13 protein-coding genes are annotated in these 15131 nt (G+C 67.2%); 9 read left to right on the top strand and 4 right to left on the bottom strand.

Going from position 1 to position 15131, the window contains the following annotated elements; all coding sequences use genetic code 11:
- Window positions 1-139: 139 nt before the first annotated feature.
- On the top strand, window positions 140-1099 hold the full coding sequence (locus tag ACYVN4_RS10260; RefSeq protein WP_460719626.1) for a hypothetical protein: 960 nt from the start codon (window positions 140-142) through the stop codon (window positions 1097-1099).
- Window positions 1100-1105: 6 nt separating this feature from the next.
- Here the strand turns inward: ACYVN4_RS10260 and ACYVN4_RS10255 are convergent, their stop codons facing one another.
- Both ACYVN4_RS10255 and ACYVN4_RS10250 read right to left on the bottom strand, forming a co-directional pair.
- Window positions 1106-1666 (bottom strand): DivIVA domain-containing protein, encoded by a 561-nt coding sequence (locus ACYVN4_RS10255; protein ID WP_460719624.1) that lies wholly within the window; start codon window positions 1664-1666, stop codon window positions 1106-1108.
- Between the two features lie 103 nt (window positions 1667-1769).
- Entirely contained in the window at window positions 1770-2435 is a 666-nt protein-coding gene (locus tag ACYVN4_RS10250; RefSeq protein ID WP_460719622.1) for a TetR/AcrR family transcriptional regulator, read from the bottom strand.
- Between the two features lie 40 nt (window positions 2436-2475).
- Here ACYVN4_RS10250 and ACYVN4_RS10245 point away from each other — a divergent pair, with 40 nt between their 5' ends.
- The 6 genes from ACYVN4_RS10245 (at window position 2476) to ACYVN4_RS10220 (ending at window position 9904) form a co-directional block, all read left to right on the top strand.
- Complete coding sequence (locus tag ACYVN4_RS10245) at window positions 2476-3969, top strand: flavin-containing monooxygenase (protein ID WP_460719620.1); 1494 nt, start codon at window positions 2476-2478, stop codon at window positions 3967-3969.
- Between the two features lie 183 nt (window positions 3970-4152).
- On the top strand, window positions 4153-4524 hold the full coding sequence (yajC, locus tag ACYVN4_RS10240) for a preprotein translocase subunit YajC (RefSeq protein ID WP_460719618.1): 372 nt from the start codon (window positions 4153-4155) through the stop codon (window positions 4522-4524).
- A 103-nt stretch (window positions 4525-4627) separates the two neighbouring features.
- Complete coding sequence (gene secD / locus ACYVN4_RS10235; RefSeq protein WP_460719616.1) at window positions 4628-6319, top strand: protein translocase subunit SecD; 1692 nt, start codon at window positions 4628-4630, stop codon at window positions 6317-6319.
- Between the two features lie 2 nt (window positions 6320-6321).
- Window positions 6322-7554, top strand: a complete 1233-nt coding sequence (gene secF, locus ACYVN4_RS10230) for a protein translocase subunit SecF (protein WP_460719614.1) — start codon at window positions 6322-6324, stop codon at window positions 7552-7554.
- A gap of 20 nt (window positions 7555-7574) precedes the next feature.
- Window positions 7575-9293 carry an ABC transporter substrate-binding protein gene (locus tag ACYVN4_RS10225; protein WP_460719612.1) on the top strand — a complete coding sequence of 573 codons (1719 nt, stop codon included), beginning with the start codon at window positions 7575-7577 and terminating at the stop codon, window positions 9291-9293.
- A gap of 38 nt (window positions 9294-9331) precedes the next feature.
- Window positions 9332-9904, top strand: a complete 573-nt coding sequence (locus tag ACYVN4_RS10220; protein WP_460719610.1) for an adenine phosphoribosyltransferase — start codon at window positions 9332-9334, stop codon at window positions 9902-9904.
- A gap of 4 nt (window positions 9905-9908) precedes the next feature.
- Here ACYVN4_RS10220 and ACYVN4_RS10215 read toward each other — a convergent pair whose 3' ends face one another.
- Window positions 9909-11279: a lipase family protein gene (locus tag ACYVN4_RS10215; protein WP_460719608.1), complete on the bottom strand. Its 1371-nt coding sequence runs from the start codon at window positions 11277-11279 to the stop codon at window positions 9909-9911.
- A 237-nt stretch (window positions 11280-11516) separates the two neighbouring features.
- Between ACYVN4_RS10215 and ACYVN4_RS10210 the strand changes: the two genes are divergently transcribed.
- Complete coding sequence (locus tag ACYVN4_RS10210; protein WP_460719606.1) at window positions 11517-12707, top strand: PucR family transcriptional regulator; 1191 nt, start codon at window positions 11517-11519, stop codon at window positions 12705-12707.
- Here ACYVN4_RS10210 and ACYVN4_RS10205 read toward each other — a convergent pair.
- Window positions 12704-12982 carry a hypothetical protein gene (locus ACYVN4_RS10205; protein WP_460719604.1) on the bottom strand — a complete coding sequence of 93 codons (279 nt, stop codon included), beginning with the start codon at window positions 12980-12982 and terminating at the stop codon, window positions 12704-12706. The two genes, ACYVN4_RS10210 and ACYVN4_RS10205, sit on opposite strands and share 4 nt — an antisense overlap.
- Window positions 12983-13107: 125 nt before the next feature.
- Between ACYVN4_RS10205 and ACYVN4_RS10200 the strand changes: the two genes are divergently transcribed.
- The gene (locus tag ACYVN4_RS10200; protein WP_460719602.1) at window positions 13108-15087 is read left to right on the top strand and encodes a peptidoglycan DD-metalloendopeptidase family protein; all 1980 of its coding nucleotides are present in this window, start codon (window positions 13108-13110) and stop codon (window positions 15085-15087) included.
- The last annotated feature ends 44 nt before the right edge of the window (window positions 15088-15131 follow it).

The raw sequence follows: 15131 nt of genomic DNA, 5'->3' as shown, positions 1-15131 counted from the left end.
AAATCACTGGCTAACAACCTGTTTCGGCGGCCGATTGAACTGTCGCACCCCTTGGATACCGTGAGCTGTATCGAGATGGGGAGGGAGTCTCATGGGGGCATCGGTCAGCTGGATTGCAGTGCGGGGAAAGGATTCCGCCGTGATCTGTCGGGAGCTCGGATTGGAGGGAACGGGGGAGCGGGCGGTGTACGCGGGGTTGCCGTTCTCCGGGGCTCATGCCAGGGACGGGTGGTATTTGGTGATCGATGACGGCGGTGAGCAGCTGGAGGAGATGCTTGCGCTGCCGGAGTGGTCGGCCGGGTGTGAGCTGATCAGGTTCGAAGTTGTGGAGAGGGCCGGCTACAGCGGGATCGAACGGTGGGTGGACGGACGCCGCGTGTGGGCGGTGGAATCGGGCCCGGAAGATGAGCATGCGGTGGATGTGCCGATCTATCTGGCGGAGGCGCTGGTCGGCTACAGCTACTCGATGGGTCTGAACTCCCAGGAGCCGGAACCTTTCGAGATTCTTCAGCGACCGGAGACGAGAGTACTGATCGAGGAGTTCACTGCCCGGTTGACGGAAGTCATGACCGGACTCGGCTTCACCCGTAGCGATCCGCCCAATCCCACAGACCTCCGGTTCACCGCCCCGGCCCCGATCCCCGGCATACAACTGGCGGTCGCGGGCAAGGTGATCCGAATCAGCCACGGCGGCATAAGAATCGACGGATATGCCTCGATCCGCTCCGAGTCGCGGGAGGTCGAGAGCCTGCGGTTCGGCGAGATGACGACCGAGGCGTTCCTGGAATTCGTCACCGGTCCGCCGATGGAGTTCTTCGCCTCTGCCGCCGATCCGGACACCTTCCTGGATGCCGCACGAAAACCGAACGGCCACAACCGAATCTCCGCAACTCGGGTCAGTGAAACCGTGCTCTGGGCTCTCCGGCACGGTCACGTCGAGGCCGCCGCCGACCTCATGGCCTGGTACCTACGCCCCTACCGCCGACTCGGCCTACGCCGCTTCGGCTACGACCCCGCCGATTCCCATGACCGTGCGAAAGCCTTCGACCACGACCTGCGGCAACAATTCCCGGCCTACGACCGGGCTCGACAGCTGTAGCGCCACTCAGTGCGGCGACACTTCGGAATTCTCGAGCTGATGCACCATCAGATCGAGGAACGCGTCCACCTCGTCCCGGTGGTAGGCGGGCTCCCCGGTGGTGGCCACGTTGAACTTGGTGTCCCGAATGTCCTGTGCCGTGAGCCCATTGGGCCCGTGATGAGCCAGCGTCGCGGCAAGCCGGTCGAGGAACTCTCCCACCTCGTCGGCGTGATACCCCCGAAAACCGAACGGTGGCGCGGAGAACTGAATACGCAGTACGTCGTCGTGGGTCAATGGGGCGTGGGTACGCCTGGTAGTGATCCGGCCACGCCCCCGGCGTAGTTCCTCGAGCACGACGCAGATGTGGTCGAGAAAATCGTCGACCTGCTCGATGTCGTAGCCCCGCTGTCCCGGCGGGGGAGCGTCGAACTCCACCAGCCGGATATCGGCGATGCCGAGGTGATCGCGCCCGAGCATGGTGTCGGCGATGCGCGCGCAGAAGGCGTCCACCTGGGCCGGGTGGTAGCTGTGATGCCCGGACGGTGCGGGGCCGAACCGGGTGCGGCGGACGTCGTCGGGGGTCACTTGCGCCATTGTGCCAATGACTTGATGTCCGAATTACTTCCGCCCCTTGCGGATCCGACCGCAACGGACAAACGAGTCGGTTCAGTGCGCGCCCGCGAGCGGCTCAGTGCTTGCGTACCCCGTCGATCAGCAGGTGCCGGATGGCATGGCTGAGATCGTCCACCGCCCGCGCGTCCGGCGTGCGAATGCCGTGCACGATCGCCGCCAGCAGCATCCCCGTCACCGCCCGAGCGGTATTGACGGTATCGAGATCCGCGCGCAGATAACCCCGTTCGACCCCGTGCTCGAGATATCCGGCCGTCAGCGAGTCCGCGGTATCCAGTAGCCCGTAGAGCCGCATGGTCAGTTCACTGTCGATACCCGTCGCCTGGAACAGCAGCAACTGCGCGACCCGCTGATCCTCGAGGAAGATCCGGTTCAGGGCGTCGCCGATGCGATCCACCTGCGCCCGGTACTCCTCCAGGCTGTCCGCGGCATCGGGTGCGTTATCGGTCCCCAGCGATTCGATGATCCGCGCCGCCAGATCGTCGATGACGTGATCGATGATGTCGCGCTTGTTCTCGAAGTACCGGTAGAACGTCCCGTGCCCGATCCCCAGTACGCCGGCGATGTCCGCGATGCCGGTGGCGTGATAGCCCTTCTCGGCGAAACACCCGAAGGCGGTGTCGATGATCTCCTGGCGGAGTTCGGCCTTGCGCCGTTCGATTCTCGAGGATGGCTTCGTCACAGGCCCGATGATACGGTGATCACAAACGGAATGAGATGTCATTCCGTGACATGTGCATCACTCTCTTTGCAGGAGGTTCGGCGTGGCACCTCAGTACGACGCCATCGTGGTCGGTGCCGGTTTCGGCGGAATGGGCGCGGGCATCGAGCTGGATCGGCTCGGCCTGAGCAATTTCGTCATCCTCGAACGCGAGGACGACCTGGGCGGCACCTGGCATGTGAACCACTACCCGGGCCTGGCGGTCGACATCGCCTCGGTCACCTACTCCTACTCTTTCGAGCCCAACCCGAACTGGTCGCGGCTGTTCGCCCCGGGCGCCGAGCTCAAGAAGTACGCCGAGCACGTGGCAGACAAGTACGACCTGCGTCGCCGCATGCGGTTCAACACCGTCGTCGGCGGCGCCCGCTGGGACGAGGAGCAGCAGCAGTGGGTGGTCGCCATCGAGGGCGGCGAATCCCTGACCGCGCGCTACCTGATGACCGCCACCGGCTTCCTCTCGCAGCCCTACACCCCGCCGTTCCCCGGCATCGACACCTTCGCGGGCAAGATCATCCACACCACCGCGTGGGACAACGACTTCGACCTCACCGGTCGCAAAGCCGCCATCATCGGCACCGGCGCGACCGCCGTGCAGCTGATCCCCGAGGTCGCCAAGAAGGCGTCGGCGCTGACCGTGTTCCAGCGCACCCCGATCTGGGTGGTGCCCAAGTTCGACGCCGCCATCCCGCGCCCCGTGCAAAGCCTGTTCGCGCGAGTCCCGTTGACGCAGAAGGCCGCTCGCCTGGCGAACACCTCCATGCTGGAGGCGCTGATGGTCGTCGGCGTGCTGCACTTCAAGCAGGCCAAGCCGCTGAACAAGGCCGCGGCCCTGCTGGCCAAGGTGCACCTGCGGAACTCGGTGCGCGACAAGGAGACTCGCGAGAAGCTGACGCCGAACTACGATTTCGGCTGCAAGCGGCCCACGTTCTCGAACACCTACTTCACGACGTTCAACGAGCCGCACGTGCGCCTGGAGACCAACTCCATCGATCACGTGGAAGCCGACGGCATCGTGACCGCCGACGGCCACAAGACCGAGATCGACACCCTGATCCTGGCCACCGGCTTCAACCTGTGGGACGTCAACTTCCCCGCCATCGAGATCATCGGCCGCGAGGGCCGCAATCTCGGAAAGTTCTGGCGCGACAACCGTTTCCAGGCCTACGAGGGCATCAGCGTGCCGAAGTTCCCGAACTTCGTCAGCCTCAACAGCCCGTACTCCTACAGCGGCCTGTCGTACTTCACCACCATCGAGGCGCAGATGAAGCACATGGCGCGGCTGTTCGGTGAGATGTTCCGCCGAGGCGAGCAGGTCTTCGAGGTGACCGAGCAGGCCAACACCGAGTTCCTCGATCGCGTCACCGACAAGCTGGGTTCCTCGGTGTTCTACGGCGGCGAGTGCTCGACCGCGCGCAGCTACTACTTCAATCAGCACGGCGAGGCCGCGCTGCTGCGCCCGACCAGCACCCTCAACGCGCACCGCGAAGCGGTGAACTTCCCGCTCGACGACTACACCTACGGGGTGAAGTCGGCCTGAGCGGGACTGCGCGGTCGGCATAGTCGGCGGTCGACCGCGCAGCTCGGCAGGGAGGGCGTCCGATCAGCTCTGCGCGAAACACCGCCGGTCGGATTGCAGGTCGGCGCGCCGTCTCTCAGGGTGTACTGGCAGACTGTCCTGCACACGCACCATCCGACCATTGACTAGGGGCTGACTTCGACGATGGACCTTTTGCTGCCGCTGCTACTGGTTGCTCTGCTGATCCCGATGTTCCTGGGAGTGCGCCGCCAGAAGCGAGAGATGGCCAAGGTCAACGAGATGCGGGACGCCCTGAAGGTGGGCGACCAGGTCATCACCACGTCGGGCCTGTTCGCGACCGTCGTCGACATCGACGCCGACGAGGAGACCGTCGACCTCGAGATCGCCGAGGACGTCGTCACCACCTGGAAGCGCAGCGCGATCCTCGAGATCCGCCCGGTGGAGACCGCGGCCGACGAGGCGGAGGCTGCGGACGCCGCGCCCGAGACCGCCGAGGCCGCGTCCGACAATCACGTTGACGCCGACGCCGACGCGCCGAAGCTGACCAAGGACTGAACACACCACGCGCCATCGGCCGCCCGACCCACCCGGCGGCCGGTGGCGCTGCGGTGTGTAACCACTCGTTTCACCTCTGACCCCCGCCTAGGAGATAAGTACTGTGCCACCTTCTCAGGGAACGGCGCATCCCATGCGCTTGCTCGGCGTCTACGCCGCGCTGGTGGCTTTGATGTTCGGCCTGATCTATTTCACCGGCGACAAAGCCCACACCCCGAAGCTCGGCATCGATCTGCAGGGCGGTACCCGGGTCACGCTGACGGCTCGCACCCCGGACGGCGCGAAGCCGAGCCAGGACAGCCTCAAGCAGGCCCAGGCGATCATCGAGAAGCGTGTCAACGGCCTCGGCGTCGCCGGGTCGGAGGTCGTCATCGAGGGTGACAACCTGGTGATCACGGTGCCGGGTGGGGATGGCGCGCAAGCCAAGTCGCTGGCGACCACCGCGAAGATGTATGTGCGTCCGGTGTTGAGCCAGCAGCCCGCCGCGAAGGCCGGTGGTCAGCAGCCGCCTGCCGCGCAGCCGACCACCCCGCCCGGGACCCCCTCGGTCGCACCGACGACCACCCCGGCCGCGCCGACCACCGACGCGCCCGCGACCACCGAGGCTCCGCAGAACCGGGTGTTCCCGGCGCAGGCTCCGACCACGCCGACCCCGGCCCCCGCGCCCGGTGGGCTGACTCCGCAGCAGCAGACGCAGCAGGAGATCAACGCCGCGAAGGCGTTGCGCCAGAGCACCGATCCGCAGGTCCAGGCCGCGGCCATGGCCAGCCTCGACTGCTCGAAGCCGGATCCGTTGCAGGGCAACGACGATCCGAACCTGCCGCTGGTCGCCTGCGGTACCGACGGCACCTTCGTCTACCTGCTGGACAAGAGCGCGCTCGACGGCCAGGAGATCAGCAACGCCACCTCCGCCTACGACCAGCAGCGCGGCTGGGTGGTCAACGTGGACTTCAAGTCCGGCGGTTCGGACACCTGGGGCAAGCTCACCACCCAGTACCAGGGCAAGCAGCTGGCCTTCGTGCTCGACTCGAAGGTGGTCAGCGCCCCGACGGTCACCGCGGGTGGCCAGTACGGTGGCAACACCCAGATCTCGGGCAGCTTCAACTCCAAGACCGCCAAGGAACTGGCGAACACGCTGAAGTACGGTTCGCTGCCGCTGTCGTTCGCGACTTCCGAGGCCGAGACGGTGTCGGCGACCCTGGGTCTGTCCTCGCTGCACGCGGGTCTGATCGCGGGTGCGATCGGCCTGATCGCGGTGCTGCTCTACTGCCTGCTCTACTACCGCATGCTCGGCTTCCTGGCCGGTTTCTCGCTGCTCGCGGCGGGCGTGGCGGTGTTCGCGCTGATCGTGTTGCTGGGCCGCTGGATCGGGTTCACGCTCGACCTGGCCGGTATCGCGGGTCTGATCATCGGTATCGGTATGACAGCGGACTCGTTCGTGGTCTTCTTCGAACGAATAAAGGACCAGATGCGTGAGGGCCGCAGTTTCCGCTCGGCCGTCCCGCGCGGCTGGCAGCGCGCCCAGCGCACCAACCTGTCGGGTAAGACGGTGTCGCTCATCGCGTCCGCGGTGCTGTACCTGCTGGCGGCCGGCCAGGTGAAGGGCTTCGCCTTCACCCTGGGTCTGACCACCGTGCTCGACGTCATCGTGTTGTACCTGGTGACCTCGCCGCTGATGATGCTGGTCTCGCGCTCGCCGTTCTGGGCGAAGCCGTCGGTGAACGGCCTGGGCGCTATTGCAGAGCTTGCACAGGAACGCAAGGCTTCGGCCGGCGTCCTGGTGAAGGAGGCGTGATCATGGCCAAGTCCTCTTCCGTCGCGGTGGATTCCGACAGCGAACTCGATTACGAGGGAGCGGCTTCGGGTAAGAAGCACAGCCTGTTCGAGCGGTTGTACACCGGCACCGGCGGTTTCGAGATCGTCGGCAAGCGCAAGGTGTACTACGCCATTGCCGCGGTGCTCATCGCGATCGCCGCATTGAGCATGGGTATCAAGGGATTCACCCTCGGTATCGACTTCGCCGGTGGTACCCGCATCCAGCTGCCGGCGGCCGCCGATGTCACCACCTCGAAGGTGGACGACGTCTACCGGACCGCGATCGGTCACGACCCGGTGACCACTCAGAAGGTCGGTGCGGGCTCCTCGGCCACCATTCAGCTGCGGTCGGACACGCTGACCGCCGACCAGTCGGACAAGCTGCAGAACGCACTGTTCGACACCTTCCATCCGAAGGATTCCAGCGGCCAGCCCAACCGCAACGCGATCAGCATCGCCGAGATCAGTTCGACCTGGGGCGGCCAGGTCACCCACAAGGCGTTGTTGGCGCTGGTGGTGTTCGTGGTGCTGACCATGGCCTACATCGCGATTCGCTTCGAACGCGACATGTCGATCGCGGCCATCGGCTCGCTGTTCTTCAACCTGATCGTCACCGCCGGCATCTACTCGCTGGTCGGTTTCGAGGTGACGCCGGCCGCGGTCATCGGTCTGCTCACGATTCTGGGTTACGTGCTCTACGACAACGTGGTCGTCTTCGACAAGGTCGAGGAGAACACCCGTGGCGTGCTGCACCTGACCAAGCACACGTACGCGGAGAAGGCGAACCTGGCGGCCAACCAGACGCTGATGCGATCGATCAACACCACCGTCATCGGCATCCTCCCGATCATCGCCATGCTGGTGATCGCGGTGTGGCTGCTGGGTGTCGGCACCCTCAAGGATCTGGCGCTGGTGCAGCTGGTCGGCATGATCGTGGGTGGCTATTCGTCGATCTTCTTCGCGGTGCCGATCCTGGTGTCCATCAAGGAGACCTGGGGTCCGGTGGCCGAGCACACCAAGCGGGTGCTCAACCGTCGTGAGGGTGGCTCCAAGGCGCGCGTCGGCGCGGCGGCGGCCGAGCGGGCCGGGGCCGCGGGCCGCGGCGGCGAGGCCATGGCCGGTGGCGCTCCGCGTCCGGCGGCGCGCGGTCAGAACACGGGTGCGCCGCGGCCCGGAGCCCGGCCGAGCGGGAAACGACAGCAGCGACGGCACTGACGCGCAGGGGGTTTGCCACGGTGAAGCACGATCACAGGGGACTGCGCCGGGCCGGAATCGCGCTGGCGGCGGGTTCGCTCGCCGCCGGGCTGCTGGCCGGGTGCTCGTCCAAGAATCAGGTGCCCTCCATCGGCTACGGCGTGGACGCGGTCATCGCGAGCTACAACGGCAGCAGCACCCTCGGCGCGAACAGCGGTGCGGCCGCGGTGTTCTCGCGGGTGCTGACCGGCTTCTTCTACACCGGGCCGGACGGACAACCGGTGGCCGACACCGACACCGGCACCGCCAAGGAGGTGCCGGGCGACGCGCAGACCATCCAGTACCGGCTCTCGCCGGACGGCGTGTACTCCGACGGCGTCGCGACCTCGTGCGACGACCTGGTGCTGACCTGGGCGGCGCGCAGCGGCCGGTTCACCAAAGCCGGTCCGGGCGGGCCGGTTCCGCTCTTCGATGCCGCGAGCACCGACGGCTACCGCGATATCGAGCGGGTGGACTGCCAGGCCGGGTCCAAGGACGCGACCGTGGTGTTCCGGCCGGGCAAGCACTATTCGGCGTGGAAGACGCTGTTCAACGCGTCGGAGATGATGCCCGCGCACGTGATCGCCACCCAGGTGAAGATCCCGAACGTGGTGGCCCCGGTGCAGACCGGTGATCAGCCGACGCTGGAGAAGATCGCCGACTTCTGGAACAACGGCTGGAAGCTGACGCCCGGCAAGCTGGATCAGACCCTGCTGCCGTCCTCGGGCCCGTACCGGATCGACTCCTTCGATGACAAGGGCGGTCTGCTGCTGGTCAAGAACGAGAAGTGGTGGGGCAATGCGCCCAAGACGCCGCGGATCGTGGTGTGGGACCGGCATTCCGACCTGAAGTCGAAGGTGTCGGACAAGTCGATCGGCGTGCTGGATGTGGGCGCGGGCTCGCTGGGCGATGTGAGCCTCGGCGGGTTCCACAAGCAGAACCTGCCCGGTCGCGGGGTCGAGCAGCTGGTGCTGGGCACCGGCGGGGTGTTCGGTGCGGCGGACGCGCGCCGCGCCTTCGCGTTGTGCGTGCCGCGGCAGGCCCTGTTCGACAAGTTCGGGCATCCCGACTACGACGTCAAGCTCGGGCTGGGCGCCGGACCGTTGAATTCGCGGACCGTGCCGCAGGATTCGGTGTACTACCCGTCCATCGCGGGCGCCGGTGACAAGTACAAGGGCGGGGATGCGACGGCGTCGCAGGCCGCGCAGTCCTCCGGCATCCAGAATCAGACCGTCCGCATCGGCTATGTGAAGCCGGACGAGCGGCGCGCGGCCACGGTGGCGGCCATCGCCGACGCCTGCAAGGCCGCGGGTGTGACCGTGGTCGACGCGGGCGCACCGGATTTCACCGCCTCGCAGCTGACCGACGGCAAGGTGGACGCCGTGCTGGGCGGCACCGCGGGCATGCCCGGACCCTCGGGCACGCTGTCGGCCACCGACGCCATCGCCTCGCTGCGGACCGGCTCGGGCCTGAATTTCGGGCGCTTCGGCAACGGCCGCTACGATGCCATCGCGGATCAGCTTGCGGCCGAGGACAACTCGGCCACGGTGCTGAATCTGCTGACCGAGCAGGAGAACCTGCTCTGGAGCGACATGCCCTCGATTCCGCTGTTCGCCGCGCCCCGCACCATCGGGTTCGGCGACGGCATGGAGAACGGGATCGCCAGCCCCACCCGGGCGGGCGCGGGCTGGAACATGGATCGCTGGGTGCTGACACGGTGAACGCCGTCATGGCGTGGTTGAATGAGGAGCGGGTGTAGATGAGCAAGCACGAGATGTTGGAGACGGCCGAAGTGGCAGGAGTGCGGGCGGCGCGCGCCGAGGACGCGGTGCAGCGGTTGACCCGCTGGCACGATGATTTCCCTACTCCGGGTGTGCGTTTCGCGGATCTGACTCCGGTGTTCGCCGACTCCGAGGGATTCCGTGCGGTGCTGGACTGCCTCGCGGCGTGCGCGCCGGACGCGGATCTGGTGGCGGGCGTGGACGCGCGCGGGTTCCTGCTGGGTGCGGGCGTGGCCGCCATTCTCGGGACCGGTGTGATCGCCGTGCGCAAGGGCGGCAAGCTGCCGCCGCCGGTGATCAGCCGTGAATACACGCTCGAATACGGTTCCGCGGCACTGGAAATCCCTGCCGACGGCATCGATTTGGCCGGGCGCAAGGTGTTGCTGCTCGACGACGTACTCGCCACCGGCGGGACGTTGGCCGCGGCGGCGGAGCTGTTCACCGCCGCCGGAGCCGAGGTGGCCGCGGCGGCGGTGGTGCTGGAGTTGGAGTTCCTGAAAGGCCGTGCGCGGCAGGGCGATTACCCCGTGACGTCGATCGTGAAGCTCTGAGCGCTCAGCGATCGGTCCCGATCGCCTGACCGATCAGGGCCTGCACGGCCGTCGGCAGGATCTCGCCCAGCGTTTGCCAGAAGCGGGGTTCCGCCATCACGAAGGTGGGATCGGTGATGGTGCAGCCCTGCGGGGCAGCGGCTCCGTTGAGTCGGTCGCGCAGCCAGTGGAAGGCGCCGGGCAGTTGTCCGGCGACCCCGGAGATGTGCTCGGCCACCAGTTCTCGTTCGTAGACGACGCTGGGCGCGCCCTCGGCGCAGTACTTGTCGACCAGCCGGTCCACCCCGGCATTGGGCAGGATCTCGTCGTATTGGGCGTGATAGATGTACACCGGCATGGACGGGGTGGCCTGGCCCAGGGAGTTCTCGGCGATGAATCGCTGGACGGCCGGGTGCTGCAGCGGATCACCCTGGTAGTTCATCGCACCGAGGTAGTCGTAGAACGGCACCAGCGCGGTGCCTTCCGGGTGGCACAGCAGCTGTTTGGAGGCGAGCAATAACTGGCTGACCGGGTCGACGACGTTGTCGCGCAACATGTCCCGGATCTCCGGGTACTCACCGGCGACCCCGGCGAAGACGCCCATGATCAGGCCGCTGTACAGGCCGCGGTTGTTGTGCCGCAGCGCCTCCGGGTAGTCGGCCGCGGCCAGGCCGCCCGCCGCGACACCGACGATATTCAGTTCCGGCGCATAGTCTTTCGCGATTTCCGCGGCGAAGGACGACGGTACGGTGCCGCCGGAGTAACCCCACAGCGCGGCCGGCGTGGCATTGCCGGAAAGCTGTGCGGGGGAGAAGCTCTCGGCGGCGCGGATGCCATCCAGCGTGGCCTGCGCATTGAGTTTCGAAGTGCCGTAGGACGAGTGCGGGCCCTCGTAGTCGGGCATCACCACCGTCCAGCCCTGGCCCACGCCCGCCGCGATGGGGATCATGGTCTCGGCGGCATTGACGTAATCCAAAGGCAGCGAACCGGATTGGATCACATAGGAGGGCGCGCAGTACTGGGCCGCACTGTCTTCGGCGATCTGATAGGACAGCAGCTTGCGGCCGCCCTCGGGCGCGGGGGCGCGCGGGACCAGGACGGTGGTGACGGTGGAGATGGCCTCCCCGAAGCTGTTGGTGGTGCGGTAGGACAGCTGCCAGGCGTCGATATTCAGCTGGGCGATCCCGAAGAATGCCGGATTGATGCGCCGGGCACGCAGAATCTCCCCGGGCTGTGCCGCCGCGACCTGTCCGGCGGGCGGTGAATAGAAGTCGTCGACCTCCGGCGGCAGTGTGAACGCCGGTGCGGGCTCCACCGCGACATTGTCCTCGGCGTGCGCGAGCCCGGCCGCCTGCGCCGAAATCAGTAGTCCGGCAGCCGCGCTCGCCGCGACCATCTTTCCCAGTCCATGCCGCCGTCCCCATCCTTGACCGGTCATCATTCTCTTTCCCTCTGCCACGACAGTGTGGGCTAAACCGTCTCAGACGAAGGCGGTCGCGGTCTGTGTGCGCGAACTCAGGGTTGAGCGCCCGGATTTGTTCGAATGACAGGGTCGGCCGGATGCCCCGCGGCTATCGGCCCAGTTGGATTCGTTTGCCGTGCGAACCGATTCGGTCGCGGTCACAATGTGCCGGTGACCGCCGCATCCGCAGACCCCGCCCGCTTCGCCGAATTCCTGGCCACGCATCTGCCCGAGGCCGCCCGGGAGATGGTGGCCGTGATCGTGCGCAGTGTCCCGGATTACGAACAGCTGCCCCGGGAACTGGTCGAGCAGGACCTGATCCATCGCGCCGAGGACAACCTGCGGCTGTTCGTGCGGCTGCTGGGGGAGGGGCGGGAACCACGAGCGGACGAACTGGACGGGATGATCGATATCGCGGTGCGGCGTGCGCGGGAGGGGATTCCACTCGACGCGGTGCTGGCGGTGTATCACCAGGGTGCGCTCGCGGCCTGGAATTTCCTGGTCGCGCACGCGAATACGGCCGCCGAGCGCGAGGAGCTGCTGGGTGCGGTGCCGCAGCTGCTGCGGTATCTGGGCCTGGTGATTCCCGGGGTGGCCGGATCGTATCTGCGCGAGCGGCAGGATCTGCACTGGGAGCAGCGGGAGGCCAAACGCGCACTGGCGCAGGCATTGTTGCAGGGCAAACCGGCCGAACTGCTGGCCGCCCGGTTCGGGATCGCGCTGGGCGGCTATCACGTGGTGGCGCTGCGCACCGCCGACGCGGCCGCCACCGTGGACGGGGTGCGCCCGGCCATGCGGGTCATCCACGGGGAGATCGACGCCCTCTCGCCGCTGGCGTTGACCATGCTGGATCGGGCGGGCGGCTGGGTGCTGGTGCCGGTGAGCGAGCCGGTCGCGCGGCTCGAAGCCGCCGTGGCCCGCATCGCCGCCGTCGCCGGTGTCCGGGTGATAGCTGGAACGGCGACCGCCGCAACGGTTTCGGAGATTCCGGTGCGCGCGGAGGAGGCGGGGGAGATCGCCCGGCTGGCACTCGGACTGGGTCGACCGACCGGTGTGTACGGCATGGCCGAGCTGGCCCTGCAGTATCAGTTCGCTCGACCCGGGCCCGCGCGCGCCTGGTTGCTGGGTCTGCTCGCGCCGCTGGCCGAGCATCAGCATCTGATGGACGCGCTGCGGGCGTATCTGGTGCACGACCACAATCGGGTCGCGGCGGCCGAGTCGCTGGTGGTGCACCGCAATACGCTGAACTATCGGCTCACTCGCATTGCCGCCCTGACCGGCTACGATCCCGGCCGCTCCGAGCACACGCCGCTGTTCGCCGCGGCGCTCACCGCGTTCGATCTGTCCGCCGCCGACCTCTAGCGTGCAACGACTCGCGCGACGAAGCCGGTCACGACCAGCCAGAACACCGCTGCCAGTCCGTAATTGAGAATGATGTCGAAATTGACACTGCCCGTATGGAACAGCCCGGGAAAGAACAAGGCGAGTGGTTCGGCGAGCCCCTTGATGAAGGTGAAGAACTTGTTGGACTGATCCGCATTGAGGATCAGCAGCAGGATGTACACGCCCTCGATGAGGGCGAAGAGCGCGCCGACGCCGCTGATGATGCGAGCGGCGTGGACTTCGTTGCGGGCCACGTACGGCATAGGGGAGGGATGCCCGCTGTGTACTAGTTGAAACTGACACGCTGGGTCCGTGAATCAGCGTGTCCGCCATGGCATGATGTCCGGGTGATCACCGCGGCGGCCGGGAGCGGTCGGGAGTGAGTCCCAAACATCTCGTGGGTGCGGCGGTCGGCCTGATCATCGGGCTGATGACGCTGGTCTTGGTCATTATTCTGCCCTCGACCGAGACCAGTTGCGGCCCCGCCACACCCAGCCTTCCCGCCGCCACCTCGGCGCGCACCGAACCCAACTGCCCGTCCACCGGGTCACCGGCCGAGGCCGGGCTGCAGGACGGGGCGCTGCGGGTGCTGCGCTGCACGGTCGCCCACTTCGGGATGATGGACATGCGCGGCGTTGTCGACGACGCGTCCAGTCCGGATCTGAAGGCCGGGCGCGCCGTGGAATTCATCGTCGGCTCCGACACCGGCAAGGGTGACGCCATCGTGTCGTTCCTGCAGGAGAACGCCGCCGCCTTCCGCGTCGACTACCTGATCTGGAAGCAGCGCAGCTGGACTCCGGGCGCGGCGGCGGGCACCGAGTGGAAGCCCCTCGACGATCGCGGCGACACGGCGCGCAATCACCTGGACCGCGTGCAGGTCACCATCAAGGACGTGGTGGCGACCTCGACGGTGCCCCCGGTGGGCGACGCCTCCATGGCGGCCATGCCGGGCACCGTCAACGAGGCGGGTAGCCTGCTGGGGGCCGGACGGCACCAATACCCCATCGCCCCAGGGGTATTCACGGTCAGCGATGTGTTCGGGGCGCGCGGCGGCACCCACATGGGTGTCGACCTCGCCGCTCCCGCGGGCACCCCCATCTACGCGGCCGCGGATGGATTGGTGGTGGCCTCGGGCGCGGCCTCCGGGTTCGGCGACTGGGTCGTCATCGACTCCCTCGACGAGAGCGGGCACCGCTACTCGACCGTGTACGGCCACATGTACGACAACGGCATCTTCGTGCACACCGGCGACATCGTGCAGATGGGCCAGCACATCGCCGATGTCGGCAGCAATGGTGAATCCTCCGGTCCGCATTTGCATTTCGAGTTGGTACCGGGCGGCCGGTTGACGGGTGGACATCAGGTCGACCCCATGCCGTGGCTGGCCGGTGGCAGCGTCCCGGCCCCGACTTCGCCCTACTGCGAGAACGGATTCGGCACGGCGGGAGGCAATCTCGCCTCCGGCAAGGTGCCGCCGGAGCTCGAGATCTGGTACCGCCGGGCCGGTTCGCTGTGCCCGGAGATCAGCGCCTCGCTGCTGGCGGCGCAGGGGCAGGCCGAATCCGGCTTCCGGTCCGACGCGGTGTCGCCGGACGGTGCGCAGGGCATCGCCCAGTTCATGCCCGGCACCGCCAAGGAGCTCGCCCCCGACGGACAGCCCTTCGTCATCGATGTCGACGGCAAAGGCTATGCCAGCGCGCTGGATCCGGCCGACGGGATCATCGGCCAGGGCCGCTACATGTGCGCCATCGCCAAGACCATCGAGGGCTGGATGAACGAGGGCAAGGTCTCCGGCGACCTGACCGCCCTCACCATCGCCGCCTACAACGCGGGCGAGGGGGCGGTGCTGGCCTCGGGCGGCATGCCCAATCAGATCTCGCGGCACTTCACCGAGACCCGGCCGTATGTCTCGCGCATCCTGGCCGCCGAACCCGGCTTCCGCAGTCTCGGCAGTGAGGGGCGCTTCCAGGCCGACGAGAACGCCGACCTGGGGACGCAGATCGTGGCGGCCGGACAGCAATGGCTCGGCACGCCCTACGTTTTCGGTGGCGGCGGGGCGGGCGGGCCCAGCAACGGCGGTTTCGATCAGGCCGGGTTCACCGCGGCCGCGGTCTTCGCGGCCAGCGGGGGCACCAAGACGCTGCCGGGCACGGCCGAACAGCAGTGGGAGCAGGGCACCGACGTCGAGCTGATCAATGCCAAGGCCGGGGATCTGGTGTTCGGATCCTTCGGTCCGCGTGGGCCTTCCGATGTCGGCATCTACACCGGCAGCGGGCGCATGCTGCACGCCGAATCAGGTGGGAAGGTGGCCGAGGTACCGCTGTCCAACGGCATGAAGGCCCGCCGCATCAGCCGCTGACACGGTCGGGGCCTTCGGGTTTCGGGTTGCCCTCGACTATTCGG

The organism is Nocardia heshunensis (assembly GCF_054782115.1).
Note: the sequence above shows the minus strand (reverse complement) of the source record. Positions and strands in the feature narration are given on the sequence as shown.